This is a genomic window from Aphanothece stagnina RSMan2012 (assembly GCF_046764815.1).
Classification (GTDB): Bacteria; Cyanobacteriota; Cyanobacteriia; order PCC-6307; family Cyanobiaceae; genus NIES-981.
Window position 1 is genome coordinate 1 of sequence record NZ_JBKOUC010000003.1, and the last position, 18,506, is coordinate 18,506.

17 protein-coding genes are annotated in these 18,506 nt (G+C 68.6%); 7 read left to right on the plus strand and 10 right to left on the minus strand.

The window, feature by feature from the left end:
* Positions 1 to 70 precede the first annotated feature (70 nt).
* Together urtD and urtE are read left to right on the plus strand one after the other, a co-directional pair.
* A complete protein-coding gene (gene urtD, locus ACLNEE_RS02835; protein WP_411423021.1) occupies positions 71 to 832 on the plus strand; it encodes an urea ABC transporter ATP-binding protein UrtD in 762 nt (253 codons plus the stop codon).
* Positions 833 to 894: 62 nt separating this feature from the next.
* Positions 895 to 1,596 carry an urea ABC transporter ATP-binding subunit UrtE gene (gene urtE / locus ACLNEE_RS02840; RefSeq protein WP_411423022.1) on the plus strand — a complete coding sequence of 234 codons (702 nt, stop codon included), beginning with the start codon at positions 895 to 897 and terminating at the stop codon, positions 1,594 to 1,596.
* On the opposite strand, the gene ACLNEE_RS02845 is transcribed toward urtE, so the two are convergent.
* Genes ACLNEE_RS02845 through ACLNEE_RS02860 form a run of 4 tightly spaced genes read right to left on the minus strand, consistent with a single transcriptional unit; the run spans position 1,586 to position 5,164 of the window.
* Positions 1,586 to 2,425, minus strand: coding sequence for an aminotransferase class IV (locus ACLNEE_RS02845; RefSeq protein ID WP_411423023.1), 840 nt, complete (start codon positions 2,423 to 2,425; stop codon positions 1,586 to 1,588). The two genes, urtE and ACLNEE_RS02845, sit on opposite strands and share 11 nt — an antisense overlap.
* Positions 2,422 to 3,813 (minus strand): anthranilate synthase component I family protein, encoded by a 1,392-nt coding sequence (locus ACLNEE_RS02850; protein WP_411423024.1) that lies wholly within the window; start codon positions 3,811 to 3,813, stop codon positions 2,422 to 2,424. Before ACLNEE_RS02850 ends, ACLNEE_RS02845 begins: the two co-directional genes overlap by 4 nt.
* Positions 3,810 to 4,496, minus strand: a complete 687-nt coding sequence (queC, locus tag ACLNEE_RS02855) for a 7-cyano-7-deazaguanine synthase QueC (RefSeq protein WP_412006747.1) — start codon at positions 4,494 to 4,496, stop codon at positions 3,810 to 3,812. The genes ACLNEE_RS02850 and queC overlap by 4 nt, the downstream gene beginning before the upstream one ends.
* Before the next feature lie 26 nt (positions 4,497 to 4,522).
* Positions 4,523 to 5,164, minus strand: coding sequence for a 7-carboxy-7-deazaguanine synthase QueE (locus tag ACLNEE_RS02860; RefSeq protein ID WP_412006748.1), 642 nt, complete (start codon positions 5,162 to 5,164; stop codon positions 4,523 to 4,525).
* 174 nt (positions 5,165 to 5,338) lie between these two features.
* Here ACLNEE_RS02860 and ACLNEE_RS02865 point away from each other — a divergent pair, with 174 nt between their 5' ends.
* The 3 genes from ACLNEE_RS02865 to ACLNEE_RS02875 are packed head-to-tail and all read left to right on the plus strand — an operon-like array spanning position 5,339 to position 10,178.
* A complete protein-coding gene (locus ACLNEE_RS02865; RefSeq protein WP_411423027.1) occupies positions 5,339 to 6,070 on the plus strand; it encodes a peptidylprolyl isomerase in 732 nt (243 codons plus the stop codon).
* Positions 6,067 to 9,015, plus strand: coding sequence for an ABC transporter transmembrane domain-containing protein (locus ACLNEE_RS02870; protein ID WP_411423028.1), 2,949 nt, complete (start codon positions 6,067 to 6,069; stop codon positions 9,013 to 9,015). Before ACLNEE_RS02865 ends, ACLNEE_RS02870 begins: the two co-directional genes overlap by 4 nt.
* On the plus strand, positions 9,015 to 10,178 hold the full coding sequence (locus ACLNEE_RS02875; RefSeq protein WP_411423029.1) for an HlyD family secretion protein: 1,164 nt from the start codon (positions 9,015 to 9,017) through the stop codon (positions 10,176 to 10,178). The genes ACLNEE_RS02870 and ACLNEE_RS02875 overlap by 1 nt, the downstream gene beginning before the upstream one ends.
* A 69-nt stretch (positions 10,179 to 10,247) precedes the next feature.
* Here ACLNEE_RS02875 and ACLNEE_RS02880 read toward each other — a convergent pair whose 3' ends face one another.
* From ACLNEE_RS02880 to gcvT, 5 genes are all read right to left on the minus strand, one after another.
* Complete coding sequence (locus tag ACLNEE_RS02880) at positions 10,248 to 11,894, minus strand: CTP synthase (protein WP_411423030.1); 1,647 nt, start codon at positions 11,892 to 11,894, stop codon at positions 10,248 to 10,250.
* Positions 11,895 to 11,992: 98 nt separating this feature from the next.
* Positions 11,993 to 12,478, minus strand: coding sequence for a Dps family protein (locus ACLNEE_RS02885; protein WP_411423031.1), 486 nt, complete (start codon positions 12,476 to 12,478; stop codon positions 11,993 to 11,995).
* 105 nt (positions 12,479 to 12,583) lie between these two features.
* Positions 12,584 to 13,537 (minus strand): sigma-70 family RNA polymerase sigma factor, encoded by a 954-nt coding sequence (locus ACLNEE_RS02890; RefSeq protein WP_411423032.1) that lies wholly within the window; start codon positions 13,535 to 13,537, stop codon positions 12,584 to 12,586.
* A gap of 131 nt (positions 13,538 to 13,668) precedes the next feature.
* Positions 13,669 to 15,489: an aspartate--tRNA ligase gene (aspS, locus tag ACLNEE_RS02895; RefSeq protein WP_411423033.1), complete on the minus strand. Its 1,821-nt coding sequence runs from the start codon at positions 15,487 to 15,489 to the stop codon at positions 13,669 to 13,671.
* 78 nt (positions 15,490 to 15,567) lie between these two features.
* Positions 15,568 to 16,683, minus strand: coding sequence for a glycine cleavage system aminomethyltransferase GcvT (gcvT, locus tag ACLNEE_RS02900; protein WP_425625128.1), 1,116 nt, complete (start codon positions 16,681 to 16,683; stop codon positions 15,568 to 15,570).
* 243 nt (positions 16,684 to 16,926) lie between these two features.
* Here gcvT and ACLNEE_RS02905 point away from each other — a divergent pair, with 243 nt between their 5' ends.
* Positions 16,927 to 17,097, plus strand: a complete 171-nt coding sequence (locus ACLNEE_RS02905) for a hypothetical protein (RefSeq protein WP_412006750.1) — start codon at positions 16,927 to 16,929, stop codon at positions 17,095 to 17,097.
* A 114-nt stretch (positions 17,098 to 17,211) separates the two neighbouring features.
* Positions 17,212 to 17,610 (plus strand): cyclic nucleotide-binding domain-containing protein, encoded by a 399-nt coding sequence (locus tag ACLNEE_RS02910; RefSeq protein WP_411423034.1) that lies wholly within the window; start codon positions 17,212 to 17,214, stop codon positions 17,608 to 17,610.
* 27 nt (positions 17,611 to 17,637) lie between these two features.
* On the opposite strand, the gene speB is transcribed toward ACLNEE_RS02910, so the two are convergent.
* Positions 17,638 to 18,504 (minus strand): agmatinase, encoded by an 867-nt coding sequence (speB, locus tag ACLNEE_RS02915; protein ID WP_412006751.1) that lies wholly within the window; start codon positions 18,502 to 18,504, stop codon positions 17,638 to 17,640.
* Positions 18,505 to 18,506 lie beyond the last annotated feature (2 nt).

Consider the following 18,506-nt stretch of genomic DNA (forward strand, 5'->3'; position numbering starts at 1 on the left):
CCACCTACCCGAGTCTGGATCTCGATCCTGCCGTCCAGGCCGAGAAGCAGGACCTCCAGGGAGGTTCCCGATGACATCCACGCCACTGCTCGAGCTGCGCGGTGTGAGCGTCAGCTTCGATGGCTTCTGGGCGCTCAGCGATCTCAACCTCCGTCTTGCCCCGGGGGAACTCAGGGCCGTGATCGGCCCCAACGGTGCCGGCAAGACCACCTTCCTGGATGTCATCACCGGCAAGGTGCGACCCACCAAGGGAGACGTGTTCTTCCGCGGCCAGTCGCTCCTCGGCATCAGTGAGCACAAGATCGCCAGGCTCGGGATCGGTCGCAAGTTCCAGACGCCCCGCGTCTACCAGAACCTCACCCCCCGCCGCAATCTGGAGCTAGCCGTCAGCCGCCGTTCCTCCCCCTTCGATCTGCTGTTCGGCCGGCTCGATTCCAGCGCCCGGGACAGGGTGCAGCACCTGCTGGGGGTCGTGGGCCTCGAGCCCCACGCCAACCAGCGGGCCGGCGGTCTGTCCCATGGCCAGAAGCAGTGGCTGGAGATCGCCATGCTGGTGGCCCAGGATCCCCAGCTGCTCCTGGTGGATGAGCCGGTCGCGGGTCTGACGGATGAGGAGACCATGCTCACCTCCGAACTGCTCAAGCAGCTCTCCGGCGATCACACCGTGCTGGTGATCGAGCACGACATGGAGTTCATCCGCGACCTCAAGGCTCCTGTCACGGTGCTCCATGAAGGGCATGTGCTCTGCGAGGGCTCGATGGATCAGGTGCAGAGCGATCCGCGGGTGATCGAGGTCTATCTCGGCCGTGAGTCCGAGGGCGAATTCAACTGAACCGGAAGTCCATGACCGCCATCACCGTCCAGCCGACCTCCCCCCAGCCCGTCTCGGACAGGGTGCTGGAGGTTCAGGATCTGAACGTCTATTACGGCGAGAGCCACATCCTGCGCAATGTCGATCTGTCCGTGCGTCCCGGGCAGATGGTCTGCCTGATCGGCCGCAACGGGGTGGGCAAGTCCACCCTGCTCAAGACGGTGGTCGGGCTGCTCCGCCAGCGCAGTGGCCGGGTGGAACTGCTGGGCCGGGACCTCACCGGTCTGCCGCCCCACCGCAGGGCCCGCGGGGGCATCGCCTATGTGCCCCAGGGGCGCGAGATCATTCCCCAGCTCACCGTGAGGGAAAACCTCATGCTGGGCATGGAGGCGCTTCCGGGCGGCCTGGGCCAGCACCGCCACATCGATCCGGTGGTGTTCGAGCTCTTCCCCGTGCTGGAGAAGTTCCTGGCGCGACGTGGCGGCGACCTCTCGGGCGGGCAACAGCAGCAGCTGGCCATCGCCCGGGCCCTGCTCGGCAAGCCGAAGCTGCTGCTGCTGGACGAGCCCACCGAAGGCATCCAGCCCTCGGTCGTGCTCGACATCGAGCGGGCCGTCCGACGCATCATCGAGACCACCGGCATCAGTGTGCTCCTGGTGGAACAACATCTCCACTTCGTGCGCCAGGCGGACTGGTACTACGCCATGCAGAAGGGCGGTGTGGTGGCCAGCGGTCCCACCGCCGAACTCAGCAAGGAGGTGGTGGACCGCTTCCTCAGCGTCTGAGCAGCCGGCGCCAGAAGCTTTCGGCCCCCTCCAGCCGCGGCAGCGGCTGGTTGTCCAGCTGGCTGATCGGCCGGCAGCCCAGGCTGTTGAGCAGTACGGCGCCATCCCCGTGCAGGAGCTGGTCGGGCTGCACCACTCCCTCCGTGGCCAGTCCCAGGGCGAGGGCCCGGGCCCGCATCACCCCGGGCAGGCACCCGCTCGCCAGGGGCGGGGTGATCCAGTGGTGGCCCTGCCGCAGCATCAGGTTGGCCGCCGTGCCGCAGCAGAGCCCGCCAGCACTGCTGCTGAGCAGCGCGTCGTCGGCCCCTGCCGCGGCGGCCTGCCGACGGGCCTGGATGGCGGATGCATAGCTGAAGGTCTTGCAGCGGCTCAGCAGGCTGCCGGCCTGGCGCCGCTCCGTGGGACTCACGATCACCCGCACCGCGCTGAAGCTGGCCTCGAGGGCGGTGAGCTGCAGCCAGCACCGGTGCGCGCTGTGGCGGGGGATCGCCAGACCCCGTCCCCCCCCCGAAGCGGCGCTGCCCCGGCTCCAGTTCAGACGCAGGGCTCCCCGCCGGATCCCACTGCGCCGGATGGCCTCCGCGATGGTGTGCGCCAGGACCGGGGCCAGGGGCGGCGGCTCCATCCCCAGCAACCGGGCCCCGTCCGTCCAGCGCTCGAGGTGCTCCTCCAGCAGCCAGGGCTGACCTGCCTCCACCCAGACCGTCTCGAAGATCCCGTCGGCGAGCAGCAGGCCCCGGTCATCGAGGGGCAGCTGCAGCGCCCCCGGCTCCCCCCAGCGCCCGTGGGGGGCTGGGGAATCGATCCAGGCGATCGCTGCACTGCTCATGCCAGGGCGTCCAGCAGGGGATCCAGCTTCCAGCCCATCTCGTCGGCCTCGGCCTCGGGATCGGAGTCGGCCACGATGCCGCAGCCGGCATGGGCCCTGAACCTGGCTCCACGCACCAGCACGGATCGGATCAGGATGCTGCTGTCGAAGCTGCCATCGGGACCCAGGCGGAACAGGGAGCCGCAGTAGGGCCCGCGGGCCACTGGCTCCAGCGCACTGAGCCGGGAGCAGGCCCGGATCTTGGGGGCGCCGCTGATCGAGCCCCCAGGCCAGCAGGCCGTCACCAGATCCACGATTCCGGCGCCGGGGCGCAGCTGGCCCTCCACCACCGAGGTGAGATGGTGCACGCTCCTGTAGCTCTCCAGCCCCACCAGCTGGGGCACCCGGATCGAACCCGGCAGGCAGACACGGCCCAGGTCATTGCGGAGCAGATCGACCACCATCACGTTCTCGGCCCGGTCCTTCGGGCTGCTGACCAGTTCCGCGGCGGCGGCGGCATCCTCCCCGGGGTCGGCATGCCGGGGCCGCGTGCCCTTGATCGGGCGCGTTTCCACCCGGCCATCGGAGCTCAGGCGCAACAACCGCTCCGGGGAGGCCGAGAGCACCGCTTCGAGATCGGTTTCGCCGCTGGAGGGGGGGGCGCCGCCCGCCGGTGCGCGGATCGCCAGGCCTCCGAACGGGGCCGGACAGCGATGGCGCAGGCGGCCGTAGAGGGCGAGCAGCTCGGCGGCGCTGGCCGGTGCGGGAAGGGTCTGCTCACAGCAGGCGGTGAGGTTGGCCTGGAACAGGTCTCCGCAGCGGATCCAGTCCTGCACGCTGCGCACCTGGCCGGCGAAGTGCTGCCGGTCGGTGTGCCAGTGCCAGCCATCGCGCTCGAGGGCCGGCGCTGACGGCGGCAGCGGCGGGGAGGTGCCTGGCTGGCTGATCAGCTGGGTGAAGCGCTCCAGGCGCTCCGGGTCACGGCCCAGGAGTTGCAGGCGCTGCGCCCGGTGCTCGAAGACGAGCAGGGGATCGGGGCGCACGGCCCAGAGCACCGCCATGTCCGGGGGGCGCCAGTGCCGGGCGGGCTCCACCCAGGCAGCGGCCTCGTAGCCCAGCCAGCCCAGCCAGCTCTCGCCGCTGCGAGCGAGTTCGTCCAGCAGGGCCAGGGGGTCCGCCGCGCCGGGCTCCCCCGGCAGACCGCGGCAGCTCCGCTGCTCCACCGGCCCCACGGCCAGGTAGCTGAAGCTGGCGAGATCCGAGCCAGGCGGCGGGATGCCGGCGGGCTTCTCCTCCACCTGGCCGTCCAGCCAGACCAGTCCCTCGGCTCCGAGCGCACCGCTGAGGTGACACACCAGCGGCCAGGGGGGCTGCCAGGGCAGCTCCCGGCGCAGCAGGCGGGGACTCATCGACCGGCCAGGTCCGGCCGACCCGCCGCCCGCAGAGCCGCATCCCGGATGCGGCAGCTGTCGCAATGCCCGCAGGGGCGCGCTCCGCCGCTGTAGCAGCTCCAGGTCGTGGCGATCGGCACGCCGAGGCGCAGGGCCTCCTCCACGATCTGCGTCTTGCTCCAGTGCACCAGGGGCGCCCAGAGCCGGGCGCCGCGGCCTTCCCGGCCGGCCCGGGTCGCCAGGTCAGCCAGCTGCTGGAAGGCCTCCAGGTAGTCGGGACGGCAGTCCGGATAGCCGGAGTAATCGATCGCATTCACGCCGAGGACCAGCCGCGCCGCGCCGCGCGCCTCCGCCAGGCTGAGCCCCAGGGCGATGAACACGGTGTTGCGCCCCGGGACATAGGTGGGGGGAATGACGCCCTCCTCCACACCGGTCGTGGGCACGGCGATGGCCGCGTCGGTGAGGGCGGATCCCCCCCAGGCCGCCAGGTTCACCGCGAGGGTGTGGTGTTCGGGCAGCCGCAGGGCGCTGGCGATGGCGGCGGCGGCGTCCAGCTCGCGCCGGTGTCGCTGGCCGTAGTCGAAGGAGAGGCCGATCACCCGATAGCCCGCCTCGATCGCCAGGGCGGCCGCGGTGGCGGAATCGAGGCCACCGGAGAGCAGGGCGACGGCCGTTGGCGGGGAGCTGGGGGAGCTGACCATGGGCTCAGGCATGCAGGGGGCGCCGCTCAGCGGATCGCGAGCCACTTGTGGCACTGGAGGCTCAACCGCCAGTGCGGATGCCTGCGGACGTACTCCAGGGCCAGGCGCTCACCGGTCCTGCTGCCCCAGCCGGGCTGCAGGAGCAGGCGAGGGCTGGGGCCCCCGCTGCCGGCCTGGAGGGCCATGGCCTCGGCAAACGCGAGATCGTCCTCGTGGTGCACGATCACCTTGAGTTCATCGCACCGCTGCAGCAGCTCCGGGCGGGGCGGGCTGTGGCGCTTGGGGGAGAGGGTGATCCAGTCGAACTGGCCGCGGAGCGGATCCACCCCACTGGTCTCGAGGTGCAGGGGCAGTCCCTGAACGGCCAGCTGCCGGCACAGGGGCGCGAGGTCGTGGTGGAGCGGCTCGCCTCCGGTGATCACGACAAAGCCCGCCCCCATCCGACGCGCCTCCCCCACCTGGGCGCTCAGCTCCGCGAGCGGCAGCCTGGGGTGGGAGCGTTCCGGCCAGGAGTGCTTCGTGTCGCACCAGCTGCAGCCCACCGTGCAGCCCGCCAGGCGGATGAAGAACGCACTGCGGCCGGCATGGAACCCTTCACCCTGGAGTGAATGGAAGGTCTCCACCACGGGAAGGGCGGCGGGCGGGTGTGGGGTCGTGGACGCCGCCAAACCCTGATAACGAGCATTGCCAAACCCAATTCTAGGGAGCAGGCTTTCCATCAGCGCGGTCTGGCCTCGCCCCCTCCCTGCCCCCTGCAACGGTCCCCCTGACACGGCCCGTCGCGTCCTGGCAGCATGCTGGGTAGGCGCGGGTCAGCCGTTCAGGCCTTTCGGGTACGAGCCATGGAGTTGCCAGAGGGTCCGGATCTGCGGAAACTTGCCCGCTACGGGTTGCTGCGCCCCTACATCCGGCAGCTGGTGCTGGAGGAGGCGCTGGCCTCGGTGGAGCTGGAGTCCGACGAGCAGGAGGCGGCCTGGGCCCAGTTTCTGCAGGACAACGAGGTGGAGGGCAGCCAGGAGCTGAAGCAGCTCCAGGAGGGGCTGCTGCTCTCGGACGCCGACCTGGCCTATCAGGCGCTCTATCCCGTCAAGGTCTGGAAATTCAGTGTGGCGCGGTTTTCCGCGAAGGCCGAATCCCGCTTCCTGGCCAGCAAGCCCCAGCTCGACCAGGTGGTCTACAGCCTGCTGCGCACCCAGAACCCCCATCTGGCGCGGGAGTTGTTTCTGCAGATCAACGAGGGGGAGGCCAGCTTCGATGCCCTGGCCGCCGCCCACGCCGAGGGGCCCGAGCGGGCCACCCGCGGCATCGTCGGGCCCGTACCCCTGGCCCAGGCCCACCCCGAGCTGGTGCAACGGCTTCGAACCGCCCGACCCGGTGTCGTGCTGGAGCCCTTTCCGATCGCCGAATGGTGGCTCCTGGTGCGGCTGGAAAGCCTGATTCCTGCCACGTTTGACGAAGAGGTCTCCGACGCGATGATCCAGGAGATGTTGGATGAATGGCTCGAGCAGGAGGTCGACCACCGCATGGCGCAGCTTCGGCAGCACAGCCCGGTTGAGGTGGTGGCGGTTTCATGAGCTCCTTGCTCGACACGGCGGCCCTGCAGCAGCATCCCGCCTTTGCCGGACTGTCGGCGCAGGCCCGGCAGGCGTTGGAGCAGGCGGCCACCGTCCAGCCGTTCGCCCTCGGCGCCCCCCTGTGCGATGACAGCCTGATCCCCTCGAGGATCCTCCTGCTGCTCTCGGGTTCGGCCCGCCTGCTCGTGCGGGATCAGGACACCCTGCGCACCGCGGCGAAGCTGGGACCCGGCAGCTTCGTGGGGCTGGCCTCGCTGCTGCGGGCGGCCCCCTGCGAAGAGGTGAGCACGGCGTCCGCCGTGGAAGCCCTGGCCATTCCCGATGCGCTCATCCTCGAGCTGCTGGCGCAGGAACCCACCTTTGCCACCTGGTGCGGCTCCCACCTGTTCGACGCGGAACTGCTGGACCTGCTCGCCGGCCTGCTGGAACGCCATGCCCAGGGTGGAACCTCCCTGCTCGACCTGTGGCAGCAGGTGGCGCAGGGGGCCAGGCTCGTGCCGCCCGATGCGGCCGCGCTCCGCGATCTCCCCGCCGACCTGATCCTGTTGGCCGCCAGTGCGAACCTGGTGGCCCATCCCCTCGGCGCCCGGCTCGATCCGTCCGCCGGTGTCCCGGCGGCCAAGCCGCCCCTGCCGCCCCGGCTGCTGGCCCTGCCGGAGGCACCAGTGGCCCTGCTGGGCTCCCAGGGGCCCTCCACGGGCGCAGAGGCGGTTCAGGTCGATGGGGGCTCGGCCCTGGTGGCCAGCGGTGCCGGGTCGGCCCCCCTCGCCAGCCGCCTGGATCTGGGGCAGCGCGAGCGCTCGGAACTCCGCCTGCTGCGCGGCAACGGCCCGCTCGAGGAGACCCTCGCCTGTTTCCAGATGCTGGCGGCTCAGCTGAAGCTGCCCTTCCGCCGCGACTCCATCGAGAAGATCCTCCGCGACGTGCTGCGCCGCGGTCAGACCCCCGACCTGCAGCTCTGCGGCAACATCGCCGCGATGATGGGCCTTCACGTCAGCGGCGTGCGGGTGCCGGCGCGCCAGGGCACCCGCCTGCAGGTCCCCGCGCTGGTGCCCTGGAAGGGCGGGTTTGCCCTGGTGCGAGCCGCCGACGCCCAGGGTCTGGTGCTGGCCTCCCCGCGCGAAGGCTGGGTGACCCTGTCCCCCAGCGAGATCGAGGAGGCCTTCCCCAACGGCATCGAGCTGCTGTTGATGGAGCGCAGCAGCACCACCCCGGACCAGCGCTTCAGCTTCAACTGGTTCTGGCCTTCGTTGAAGCGCTACCGCGGTCTGCTGCTGCAGGTGCTGGTGGCCTCCTTCGTGGTCCAGCTGTTCAGCCTGGCCAACCCCCTGCTGATCCAGGTGATCATCGACAAGGTGATCGCCCAGCGCAGTCTCGACACCCTGCAGGTGCTGGGCATCGCCCTGGTGGTGGTGACCCTGATGGAGGGCCTGATCGGCGCGCTCCGCACCTTCCTGTTCACGGAGACGACCAACCGCATCGACCTGCGCCTCGGTGCCGAGGTGATCGACCATCTGCTCCGGCTGCCGCTCAGTTATTTCGATCGCAGACCCGTGGGTGAGCTGGGCACGCGGGTGGCCGAACTCGAGAACATCCGCGAGTTTCTCACCGGACAGGCGCTCACCACACTGCTGGATACAGCCTTTTCTGTGATCTACATTGCTGTGATGGTGATCTACAGCTGGTTGCTGTCCCTGATCGCCCTCTGTGTGCTGCCCATCCAGGTGGGACTCACCGTTCTCGGTGCACCCCTGTTCAGGCGTCAGTACCGTGATGCGGCCCACGAGAATGCACGCACCCAGAGTCATCTCGTTGAGGTTCTGACAGGAATCCAGACGGTCAAGGCCCAGAATGTCGAGATGATCAGCCGCTGGAAGTGGCAGGATCTCTATTCTCGCTACATCTCGCGCAGCTTCGAGAAGACCATCACCGGCACGGCTTTGGTGGAGACCTCTCAGGTTCTCCAGAAACTCTCTCAGCTGCTGGTGCTCTGGGTTGGTGCCAGTCTGGTGCTGAAGGGTGAGATGAGCCTGGGCCAGCTGATCGCCTTCCGCATCATTTCCGGCTACGTCACCCAGCCCCTGCTTCGACTTTCCTCGATCTGGCAGAACATTCAGGAGCTCAAGGTTTCTTTCGAGCGCCTGGCCGACGTCGTCGACACTCCGGAGGAGTCCAACGAGGCGGACAAGCAGAAGATTCCCCTGCCTCCCATTGTCGGCGACGTCGACTTCTGTGATGTCAGTTTCAGCTTTGAGCCTGACTCCCCCCTGGTGCTGCGGCATGTCGACCTGAGCATCCCGGCGGGAACCTTTGTGGGCGTGGTGGGCCAGAGTGGCAGCGGCAAGAGCACCTTGATGAAGTTGCTCACCCGTTTGTATTCCCCGAACCAGGGTCGAATCCTGATCGACCACTATGACATTGACAAGGTTGAGCTCTATTCGCTGCGCCGTCAGATCGGCATCGTCCCCCAGGAGCCCTTGCTCTTCTCAGGCTCAGTGGCCGAAAACATCGCCCTGACCGATCCAGATGCCACCAGCGACGCCATCGTGGAAGCGGCGCGTCTGGCCTGCGCCCACGACTTCATCATGGAGCTGCCCGGCGGTTATAGCGCCAATGTGGGGGAGCGGGGATCCGGCCTCTCCGGTGGTCAGAGGCAGCGCCTGGCGTTGGCTCGAACCCTGTTGTCACGGCCCAAACTTCTTGTGCTGGATGAGGCGACAAGTGCACTGGACTACGACACTGAACGACGTGTCTGCGATAATCTTCTGGAGAATCTGAGTCACTGCACGGTCTTCTTCATCACCCATCGTCTCTCCACGATTCGTCGTGCTGATCTCATTGTGATGCTTCAGGATGGTGCCGTCGTAGAGACTGGCAGCCACGATGAGTTGATTGAACGAAGGGAGCGCTATTTCGCCCTTTATCGTCAACAGGAGGCCCACTGATGGCTGACCAGCGTCGTGCATCCTCCCTGGTCAAAGCGGCCCAGAACGCCATCGAGCGGCGTGTCCAGACCGGCCACGAGGCGATGGTCCTGCAGCAGTCGCGCTTCCTGGCCAGGGCGATCACCTGGGCCCTGATCGGCACCACGGGGTTCGGCCTGGCCTGGTTGGCCCTGGCTAAGACGGATGAAGTGGTGATTGCCACCGGCAAGCTGCAGCCGATCGGGGATGTCAAGACCGTGCAGATGCCGGTCGGGGGTGTGCTCGATACCATGCTGGTCGAAGAGGGGCAGCAGGTGAAGAAGGGCCAGGTGCTGCTGCGCCTCGACAACGAGGCGACCGTCGATCGCCGGGAGAGTCTGACGGAATCGATTCAGTCGAAGCAGCACCAGCTGGAACTCAAGGAGCTGGAGTTGCAGCGCTATCTCAGCCTGAACGACACGGAACAGCGCTCGCTGGAGCGCAATCTGGCCCTGGAACAGCAAATCCTCGACCGGTTGGAGTCGCTGCAGAAGGTGGGTGCTGTGCCGGAACTGCAATACCTTCAGCAGCGCAACCAGACGCGCGAGGTTCAGGGCGAGCTTGAGAAAGTCAAGGTTGACCGCTTCCGTCAGCAGGCCATCCTGCAGCAGGCCGTTGCCGAAATCCGTGGTGAGCTCTCTGACCTGCGTAGCCGTTTGACCGAGTCCAAGGTGAACATCCGCTATCAGGACATTCGCTCTCCTGTGGATGGGATTGTCTTCGATCTGAAGCCCAAGGGACCCGGCTTCGTGGCCCAGGGCAGTGAGCCAGTCATGAAGATCGTTCCGCTCAAGGATCTCGAAGCCAAGGTTGAGATCGACAGTGCCGATATCGGTTTCGTGCGGGTGGGCAAGCCCGTGGATGTGAGCATCGACTCCTTCCCGGCTTCGGATTTCGGCGTCGTGCAGGGCACGCTGGTTTCCATCGGCTCGGATGCGCTCCCCCCTGAGGAGCAGAATCCGAAGTACCGCTTCCCCGCGGTGATCAAGCTGAACACCCAGCAGCTCAAGCTCAAGGACGGGCAGGGCCTGGACCTGCAGGTGGGGATGTCCCTCACGGCCAACATCAAACTGCGCAAGGTGAGCTATCTCCAGCTACTGCTGGGCGAGTTCAAGGACAAGACCGACTCCCTGAAGCGTCTCTGAGCTGCGGCCCCGTCTGAGCTGCTGTTCGCTGCGGTGTCGGTCGTTGCCTCCAGCACCTGGAGCTCCGATTCAGGTGCTGGAGCCTGATGTGGCCTCCACCATCTCGCGGGGGCTGGAGGGCAGGCGCTGCTGGGCCGCTTCCACCAGGCCGAGAAAGAGGGGATGGGGCTGGCCCGGCCGGGAGAGGAACTCCGGGTGGTACTGGCAGGCGGTGAAGAAGGGATGGTCCTTCAGTTCGATCAGCTCCACCAGCCGGCCATCCGGGGACGAGCCGCTGATGGCATAGCCCGATTCCAGAAACAGGTTCCGGTAGGCGTTGTTGAATTCGTAGCGGTGGCGGTGCCGTTCGTAGACCACCTCCTGGCCGTAGAGCCGGTGCCCCATCGTGCCGGGGGCCAGGCGGCAGGGGTAGACGCCCAGCCGCATGGTGCCCCCCAGGTCGACCACGTCCTGCTGTTCCGGCAGGAGGTGAATCACCGGATGGGGGGAGTCCGGATCGAGTTCGGCGCTGGTGGCGCCCTGCAGCCCTGCTTGGTTGCGGGCCCACTCGATCACGGCGCACTGCATGCCGAGGCACAGCCCCAGGAAGGGCACCCGCTGCTCCCGCGCCCAGCGAATCGCCGCCACCTTGCCATCGACGCCCCGGTTGCCGAAGCCCCCCGGCACCACCACCGCGTCCATGCCCTGGAGCAGGGCATCGGCGCCGAGGGTCTCGATCTGCTCGGCGCAGATCCAGCGCAGATCCAGGGAGGCATCCCGCTCGAGGCAGGCGTGGCGCAGGGCCTCCACCACCGACAGGTAGGCGTCATTGAGCTGCACGTACTTGCCCACCAGGGCGACCCGCACGGCGGGGCCGGGATGGCGCAGCTTGGTGACCAGCTCCTGCCAGCGGGCCATGTCGCTGCTGTGATCCTGCAGACGCAGCACGTCGAGCACCTCGCGGCACAGCCCCTCCTGTTCCATCGCCAGCGGAACGGCGTAGATGCTGTCGGCATCGAGGGCCTGGATCACCGCCCGGGTGGGTACGCCGCAGAATCCGCCGATCTTGCCCTTGAGGTCATCGGAGATCTCGCGATCACTGCGGCACACCAGCACATCGGGCTGGATGCCGATCGAGCGCAGCTCCTTCACCGAGTGCTGCGTGGGTTTGGTCTTCAGTTCGCCGGAGGTCCCGATGTAGGGCAGCAGCGTGACGTGGACATAGGCCAGATCGTGGCGTCCCACATCCCCGCGGAATTCACGGATGGCCTCCAGAAAGGGCAACGACTCGATGTCGCCGACGGTGCCGCCGATCTCGCCGATCACCACGTCAGCGCCGCTGTTGGCCGCCACCCGGTGAATGCGCTCACGGATCTCGCGGGTGATGTGGGGGATCACCTGCACGGTGCCGCCGTTGTAGTCGCCGCGGCGCTCCTTGTTGATCACCGCCTGGTAGATCGAGCCGGTGGTCACGCTGTTGAGCCGGGACATGGCGGTGTCGGTGAACCGCTCGTAGTGGCCCAGATCCAGATCGGTCTCGGCGCCGTCCTCGGTGACGAACACCTCACCGTGCTGGTACGGGCTCATGGTGCCCGGGTCAACGTTGAGGTAGGGGTCGAGCTTGAGAATGGAGACGCTGTAGCCCCGGCTCTTGAGCAGGCGTCCCAGGCTGGCGGCCACGATGCCCTTGCCGATGCTGGACACCACGCCACCGGTCACGAACACGAACTTGGGCACGTGTCCGGTGGTGGCGGTGTTCGCGGGCATGGCTCACCTGGCTGACCAGCCAATCTACCGACCCTCCCCAGGCAGCGGCTCAGCGCCCCAGCGGGGGTTCAGCCCTCCAGGAGGCTGCGCAGCATCCAGGCCGTCTTCTCATGGATCTGGAGGCGCTGGGTGAGCAGGTCGGCGGTGGGTTCGTCATTGGCCGCATCGGCGATGGCGAAGACACCCCGGATGGTGCGGGCCACGGCCTCATGGCCTTCCACCAGCTCCCTCACCATGGCCATGGCGGAGGGGATCCCATCGGTTTCGGGAATGGAGGAGAGGGTGCTGTAGGTCTGGGCTCCGAAGGGTGCGGGAAGGCCGAGGGCCCGGATGCGCTCCGCGATCTCATCGAGCGCAGTCCAGAGTTCGGTGTACTGCTCCATGAACATCAGGTGGAGCGTGTTGAACATCGGCCCGGTCACATTCCAGTGGAAGCCGTGGGTTTTGGCGTAGAGAACCGTGCTGTCGGCGAGGACGCGGCCGAGCCCTTCCGCGATCTGCTGGCGCTGGGATTCGGAGATGCCGATGTCGATGGGGGGGGCGGTGACGGCCATGGGTCTTATGCGGAATAACTCCGTTTTAGCTGGGGATGGGTCCGGCTGCGCGGCGCTGGGGCGTGGGGCGTAGGAGTTCGTTGTTGTTCGCGGCGAGGGGCCGGATCAGCGTTCGTCCAGGCTCCCCAGGTAGTCCAGCACCCTGCAGCGGTTCTGGGGCTGACGCAGCTTCAGGAGGGCGCGGGATTCGATCTGGCGGATCCGTTCCCGCGAGAGCTGCAGGTTCTCGCCGATCTCCGCCAGGGTGCGGGGCGTGTCGTCGTCGAGCCCGAACCGCTGCCGGATCACCGTGGCCTCCCGGCCGCTGAGCTGCTCCAGCAGTGCCTCGAGGTCGGCATGCAGCTGCTGCCGGGTGAGCTGTTGCTCGGGGGTGGCGTGGCTGTCCTCGAGCAGATCGCCCAGGGCTGTCTCGGTGCTGCCGCCGCTCACCCGTCCCTCCAGGGAGACCGGCCTGGGGATGTGCGTGAGGGTGCGCCGCAGGCGCTCCTCCTCCAGGCCCACCGCCGCCGCCAGCTCCGAGAGGCTGGGGGTTCGGCCGAGCCGGCCCGAGAGCTGGTGCTGGGCCAGCCGGACCCGGTTGATGGTTTCCGTGATGTGCACCGGCAGGCGAATGGTGCGGCTCTGGCTGGCCAGGCCCCGGGTGATCCCCTGGCGGATCCACCAGTAGGCGTAGGTGCTGAACCGGAAGCCCCGGCGCGGGTCGTAGCGTTCCACGGCGCGCTCGAGGCCGAGCGTGCCCTCCTGCACCAGATCCAGCAGGTCGAGACCGCGCCGCTGGTATTTCTTGGCCACGGCCACCACCAGCCGCAGGTTGGCCTGCAGCATCTTCTCCTTGGCGCGGCGGCCGCGGTGAAGGCTCAGCCGCAGTTCCGCCACGCTCAGGCCGCAGCGCTCGGCCCAGCCCGTCAGCTCCCCGTCCCCCTGCTGGAGCAGCAGCCGCTCCCGGGTCTGGACCAGCCGCGCCAGGGTGATCTCCTGCTCCTGGCTGAGCAGCTCAACGCGCCCGATTTCGCGCAGGTACAGCCGCACCGGGTCGTTGGTGGTCGAAGCGTGGGACAAGGGTGAAGGTCGGGGGTGGAGGTCGGGTCACTCCACCGATGGCAGCAGACCTTGCGCCGGGGCCCGATTCACGGCCTTTGCTTTGGTTTTGCGTCAGCGGGCTGTTGCACGGGCTCCGCTGCCGTGCCGGCTTACTCCTCGGCCACCCAGGTGCTGGCCACATGCAGCTCCTCCAGCTGCTGGTCCGCCACCCCGGCGGGGGCCTGGGTCATCAGGCAGCGGGCCTGCTGGGTTTTCGGGAAGGCGATCGTGTCGCGGATCGACTCCTCACCCGCCAGCAGCATCACGATCCGGTCCACGCCATAGGCCAGGCCGCCATGGGGCGGCGCGCCCATGTCGAGGGCCTCCATCAGGAAGCCGAACTGACGCTCGGCCTCCTCCAGCGGCAGGCCGATGGTCTGCAGCACCTGGCGCTGCAGGGCCGAATCGTGGATGCGCAGCGAGCCGCCGCCCAGCTCCAGGCCGTTGAGCACCAGGTCGTAGGCCTGGGCTCGGGCCGTGGGCAGGGTGGTGGCCCAGGCGCCGGGGTCATCGCCCAGGTCGTCCGGGTTGGGGGCGCAGAAGGGATGGTGCAGCGCCTCGAGCCGGTTCTCCCCCGCGTTGAACTCGAACATCGGGAAATCCACCACCCACAGGAAGTTCCAGCGGTCGTTCTCCCGGTCGGGTTTCACCATCCCCAGCTCTCGGGCCAGGAACTGGCGCACCCGGTCCAGCGCCTTGTTCACCGTGGCGGTGTCGCCGGCCCCGAACAGCAGCAGGGTGCCGGGCTCGGCGCCGGTGCGCTGCAGCAGTTCGGCCTTCTTCGCGTCCGTGAGGTTGTCCTTGATGGCGCCGATCGTGTCGATCTCGCCGCCGTCGCGCACGCGGATGAAGGCCAGGCCCCCGGCCCCCGCCGCCTGGGCTTCGCTGAACACATCGCCGCCGGGCTTGATCCGCACGTTGGAGAGGGCCTCGTTGCCGCCGGGCACGGCGATGCACTTCACCGAGCCGCCCGCGGCCACCGCCCCGCTGAACACCTTGAAGCCCATGTCCGCCACCAGGTCGCTCACGTTGGTGAGCTCCATGCCGTAGCGGGTGTCGGGCCGGTCGGTGCCATAGCGCTCCATGGCCTCGTGCCAGGTGAGGCGCGGGAAGGGGCGCGGCAGCTCGACGCCTTTCACCGTGTTCCAGATCGCGGCGATCAGGGCTTCGTTGAGCTCCAGGATCTGCTCCTGGTCCATGAAGCTCATCTCCATGTCCAGCTGGGTGAATTCCGGCTGGCGGTCGGCGCGCAGGTCCTCGTCGCGGAAGCAGCGGGCCACCTGGTAGTAGCGCTCGATGCCGCCCACCATCAGCAGCTGCTTGAACAGCTGGGGCGACTGGGGCAGGGCGAACCACTCGCCGCCGCACACCCGCGAGGGCACCAGGTAGTCGCGGGCGCCCTCGGGGGTGGAGCGGGTGAGCACCGGCGTTTCCACCTCGATGAAGCCCTGCTCCTCGAGGAAGCGGCGGGCCGCCTGGATCGTCTGGGCCCGCAGCCGCAGGTTGCCGTTCATGCGCTCGCGGCGCAGGTCGAGGTAGCGGTGGCGCAGCCGCAGCTCCTCGCGGGTGTTCTCCTCGTCGTGCACCGACACGGGGAAGGGCAGGTTGCCCTTCACGCTGTTCAGCACGGTGATGGCGCTGGCGAGCACCTCCACCGCCCCTGTGGCCAGCTTGGGGTTCAGCGATTCGGCGGGCCTGGCCCGCACCCGCCCCGCCACCTGGATCACGGTTTCATGGCGCAGGTGCTCGGCCACGGCGAAGGCGTCGGCCCCCAGGTCGGGATCCACGGTCACCTGCACCGTGCCGCTGCGGTCGCGCAGGTCGATGAAGATCACCCCGCCGTGGTCGCGGCGCCGGTCCACCCAGCCGCAGAGCTGCACCTCCTGGCCGGTCGTGTCCTGACGCAGGTCGCCGCACCCGTGGCTGCGCATGCTGAGAATCCCTGAGCAATGGGCGATTTTCCCACCCGGCCGGGCCTGCCCCGCGGCCCGGCGGCATCGCTCAGGGCGTCAGCCCCGCCGGTAGAACGGGCGCTTCACCACCACGGCGGGCTCCGCCTTCCCGCGGATCTCCACCGCCAGGTCGGTCCCGAGCCTGGCGGCGGCGGGAGGCACGTAGGCCAGGGCGATCGCCTCGCCCAGGGTGGGTGACCAGGTGCCGCTGGTCACCTCCCCCACCACCTGGCCCTGTTGCAGCACGGGGTAACCATGGCGGGCGATGGCGCGGCCCTGGAGCTTCAGGCCGACCAGGCGGCGCTGCACGCCCTCGGCGGTCTGCTGCTCCAGGCGGGCCCGGCCGACGAAGGCCTTGGGCATCTCCAGGTGCACGAGCCAGCCCAGGCCGGCCTCCAGGGGTGTGGTCTGGCTGTCCATCTCCTGGCCGTAGAGATGCATGGCCGCCTCCAGGCGCAGGGTGTCGCGGGCGCCGAGGCCGCAGGGGGTGACGCCCTCGGCCAGGAGCTGGTCCCACAGGGCGAGGCCCCCCTGGCGGGGAAGCAGCAGTTCGAAGCCGTCCTCGCCGGTGTATCCGGTGCGTCCCACGAAGGCCTGGCAGCCGGCCACGCTCAGCTGCCGGTGGCCGAAGCGCGGCAGATTCCCCAGCGCGGTGTCGCTCAGGGCTTCCAGACGGGCCTGGGCCTCGGGGCCCTGCAGGGCGAGCAGCACGCCGTCACCCTTGCGGTCGGTGATGGCGATGCCGAGGGGCTCGAGCTGGCTGCGGAGCCAGGCGGTGTCGCTGTCGGCGCAGGCGGCGTTGATGACCAGCACCAGTTCGTCGCAGGTCTGCCCGGCCTGATCGGCCTGGCGTCCGCGGTCGTAGACGATCAGGTCATCGCGGATGCCGCCCGCCTCGTTGAGCAGCACCGTGTAGCAGGCTTCGCCGGGACCGATCCGAAAGAGATCGGTGGGCACCAGCCCCTGCAGGGCGTCCTTGGCCCCATCGCCCCGCAGGGTCAGCACGCCCATGTGGGAGATGTCGAAGACCCCGCAGCGCTCGCGCACCGCCTGGTGCTCGGCTACCAGGCCGGAGAACTGCACCGGCATCTCCCAGCCGGCGAAGGGCACGAGCCGGCCACCCGCGGCCCGGATGGCGTCGTGGAGGGGAGTGCGCAGCAGATCCACGGCCAGAGGTTCGGGATCCCGAGGTTATGGCGGTGCCAGGACCGGCGGGGCCAGGTCGCTGTCTCGATCTGTTGCGGCCCCCTGCTGACCTGCGAAGAGAATCCGGAGATTCGGATTCCTCGACTGCACGCTGGGCTTGGTCCCCCTAGTTTGAGCGGCCTGGAGGTCGTGTGGATGGGTCATCGCCCGAGTTGCCGCAGTTGCCGCCATTGCTGCGCGCCCCAGGGTGAGCAGATGGGCTGGTGCATGATGCGGCGGCTTCCCATCCATCCCGAACTCGCTGCGGAGCTGTGGTGCCACCACTGGTCGGCCCGCTCACCCCGGTTGCCCCAGACCGTCGCCCAGGATCCGGGAACGGTGTGTGCCGTTCCCCAGACGACCCGCCAGCTCAGCCTCGAGGCGGTGCTGCCCCAGTTCTGAGCCCAGCCGCCGGGTGGGGCGCGCTGCGTCTTTGGGTATCTGCAACACAAAATCCTGGCACTCCGGGGATGTAAGACAGAAGTGACACCTGGTTGCCACAGGAGGTGACTGGACTTGATCGGAACCGCGACGCGCACCACGCCCATCGAGCTGATGTCGGCCCATGTGGACTGTGAGGTGGTGACCCTGCCCACCGGGGCCAAGGTGTACCGGCACGGAGCCCCCGCCGACTCGATCTACGCCGTCAGGCGGGGGATCGTCGAGCTGCTCGGAGCCACCCGGGAAACCCTGTGTTATCGGTCCGGGGAACTGTTCAGCTACCAGGACATCGTCTGGGGTGACGGCACCCACCACAGCGATGCCCTGGCCCGCACGCCGGTGGAAATTCTGCGGCTCGATCGTCTCCGCTTCCTCAACCTGCTCCACAACCACCCGACCCTGGCCGTGCAGCTGATCAGTCAGCAGCATGTCCGCCTGCGGGAACAGCGCACCAGCGGCACCTGCTGCTACTGAGTTCGGAGCCTCAGCGGCCCAGCAGTCTCAGCGGCCCAGCAGCAGCAGGAGGCTGCGCGTCACCTTGGCGGCCAGCACGCTGCTCACGCCGGTGGGGTCGAGCTGGGGGGCCAGTTCCACCACATCCGCCGCGACCAGGTCGTGGTGGCGCAGCTCATTCACCAGGGCCGCGAAGTCCGGCCAGTGGAAGCCACCGGGCTCGGGGGTGCCGGTGCCGGCCATCACCGCCGGATCGAACCAGTCGAGATCCACGGTGAGATAGATGGGCCGGCCCCGCAGCGGCCCCAGGGCCTCCGCCATGCGCTCGATCGCCACCAGCCGTCCGCTCTGGCGCAGCTCGCTGAACTCCTCCCGGGTGCCGCTGCGGATCGCGATCTGCAGCAGCTGCTGGCTCGGCAGCACCTCCAGGCACCGCCGCATGGCGCAGGCATGGCTGTGGTGGGCACCGAGCCAGCTCGAGCGCAGATCGGCATGGGCGTCCAGCTGCACCAGCACCAGCTCGGGGTGGCGCTGGGCCACCGCCGCCACGGCGCCGGAGCTGATCGAGTGCTCGCCGCCGAGCATCAGCGGCCGCAGCCCCTGCGCCAGCACGCGCGCGGTCGCCTGGCGCACGGCCTCCACCACGGGTTCGGGGTCGCCGAAGGGAATGGCCAGGGCGCCCAGATCCGCGAAGGCCAGATCCTCCAGGTCCCGATCCAGCTGGGGGCAGTAGGTCTCCAGGCCGCTGCTCACCTCCCGGATCGCTGCCGGTCCGAAGCGGGTGCCGGGACGGAAGGAGGTGGTGCCGTCGTAGGGCACGCCGAACAGGGCCACCCGGCAGCCGCCGGGATCGCGGCGGCTGGCCATGTAGATGGCTCCGTCGGTGTCGAAGAGCTCGGCCATGCTGGGATTCATGG

Excerpts from the sequence above, each read along its gene's own strand:
- urtD (WP_411423021.1), top strand. The coding sequence starts at position 71 with ATGACATCCACGCCACTGCTCGAGCTGCGCGGTGTGAGCGTCAGCTTC.
- ACLNEE_RS02845 (WP_411423023.1), bottom strand. The coding sequence starts at position 2,425 with ATGAGCAGTGCAGCGATCGCCTGGATCGATTCCCCAGCCCCCCACGGG.
- ACLNEE_RS02850 (WP_411423024.1), bottom strand. The coding sequence starts at position 3,813 with ATGAGTCCCCGCCTGCTGCGCCGGGAGCTGCCCTGGCAGCCCCCCTGG.
- queC (WP_412006747.1), bottom strand. The coding sequence starts at position 4,496 with ATGGTCAGCTCCCCCAGCTCCCCGCCAACGGCCGTCGCCCTGCTCTCC.
- ACLNEE_RS02865 (WP_411423027.1), top strand. The coding sequence starts at position 5,339 with ATGGAGTTGCCAGAGGGTCCGGATCTGCGGAAACTTGCCCGCTACGGG.
- ACLNEE_RS02870 (WP_411423028.1), top strand. The coding sequence starts at position 6,067 with ATGAGCTCCTTGCTCGACACGGCGGCCCTGCAGCAGCATCCCGCCTTT.
- ACLNEE_RS02875 (WP_411423029.1), top strand. The coding sequence starts at position 9,015 with ATGGCTGACCAGCGTCGTGCATCCTCCCTGGTCAAAGCGGCCCAGAAC.
- ACLNEE_RS02885 (WP_411423031.1), bottom strand. The coding sequence starts at position 12,478 with ATGGCCGTCACCGCCCCCCCCATCGACATCGGCATCTCCGAATCCCAG.
- aspS (WP_411423033.1), bottom strand. The coding sequence starts at position 15,489 with ATGCGCAGCCACGGGTGCGGCGACCTGCGTCAGGACACGACCGGCCAG.
- ACLNEE_RS02905 (WP_412006750.1), top strand. The coding sequence starts at position 16,927 with ATGCGGCGGCTTCCCATCCATCCCGAACTCGCTGCGGAGCTGTGGTGC.
- speB (WP_412006751.1), bottom strand. The coding sequence starts at position 18,504 with ATGAATCCCAGCATGGCCGAGCTCTTCGACACCGACGGAGCCATCTAC.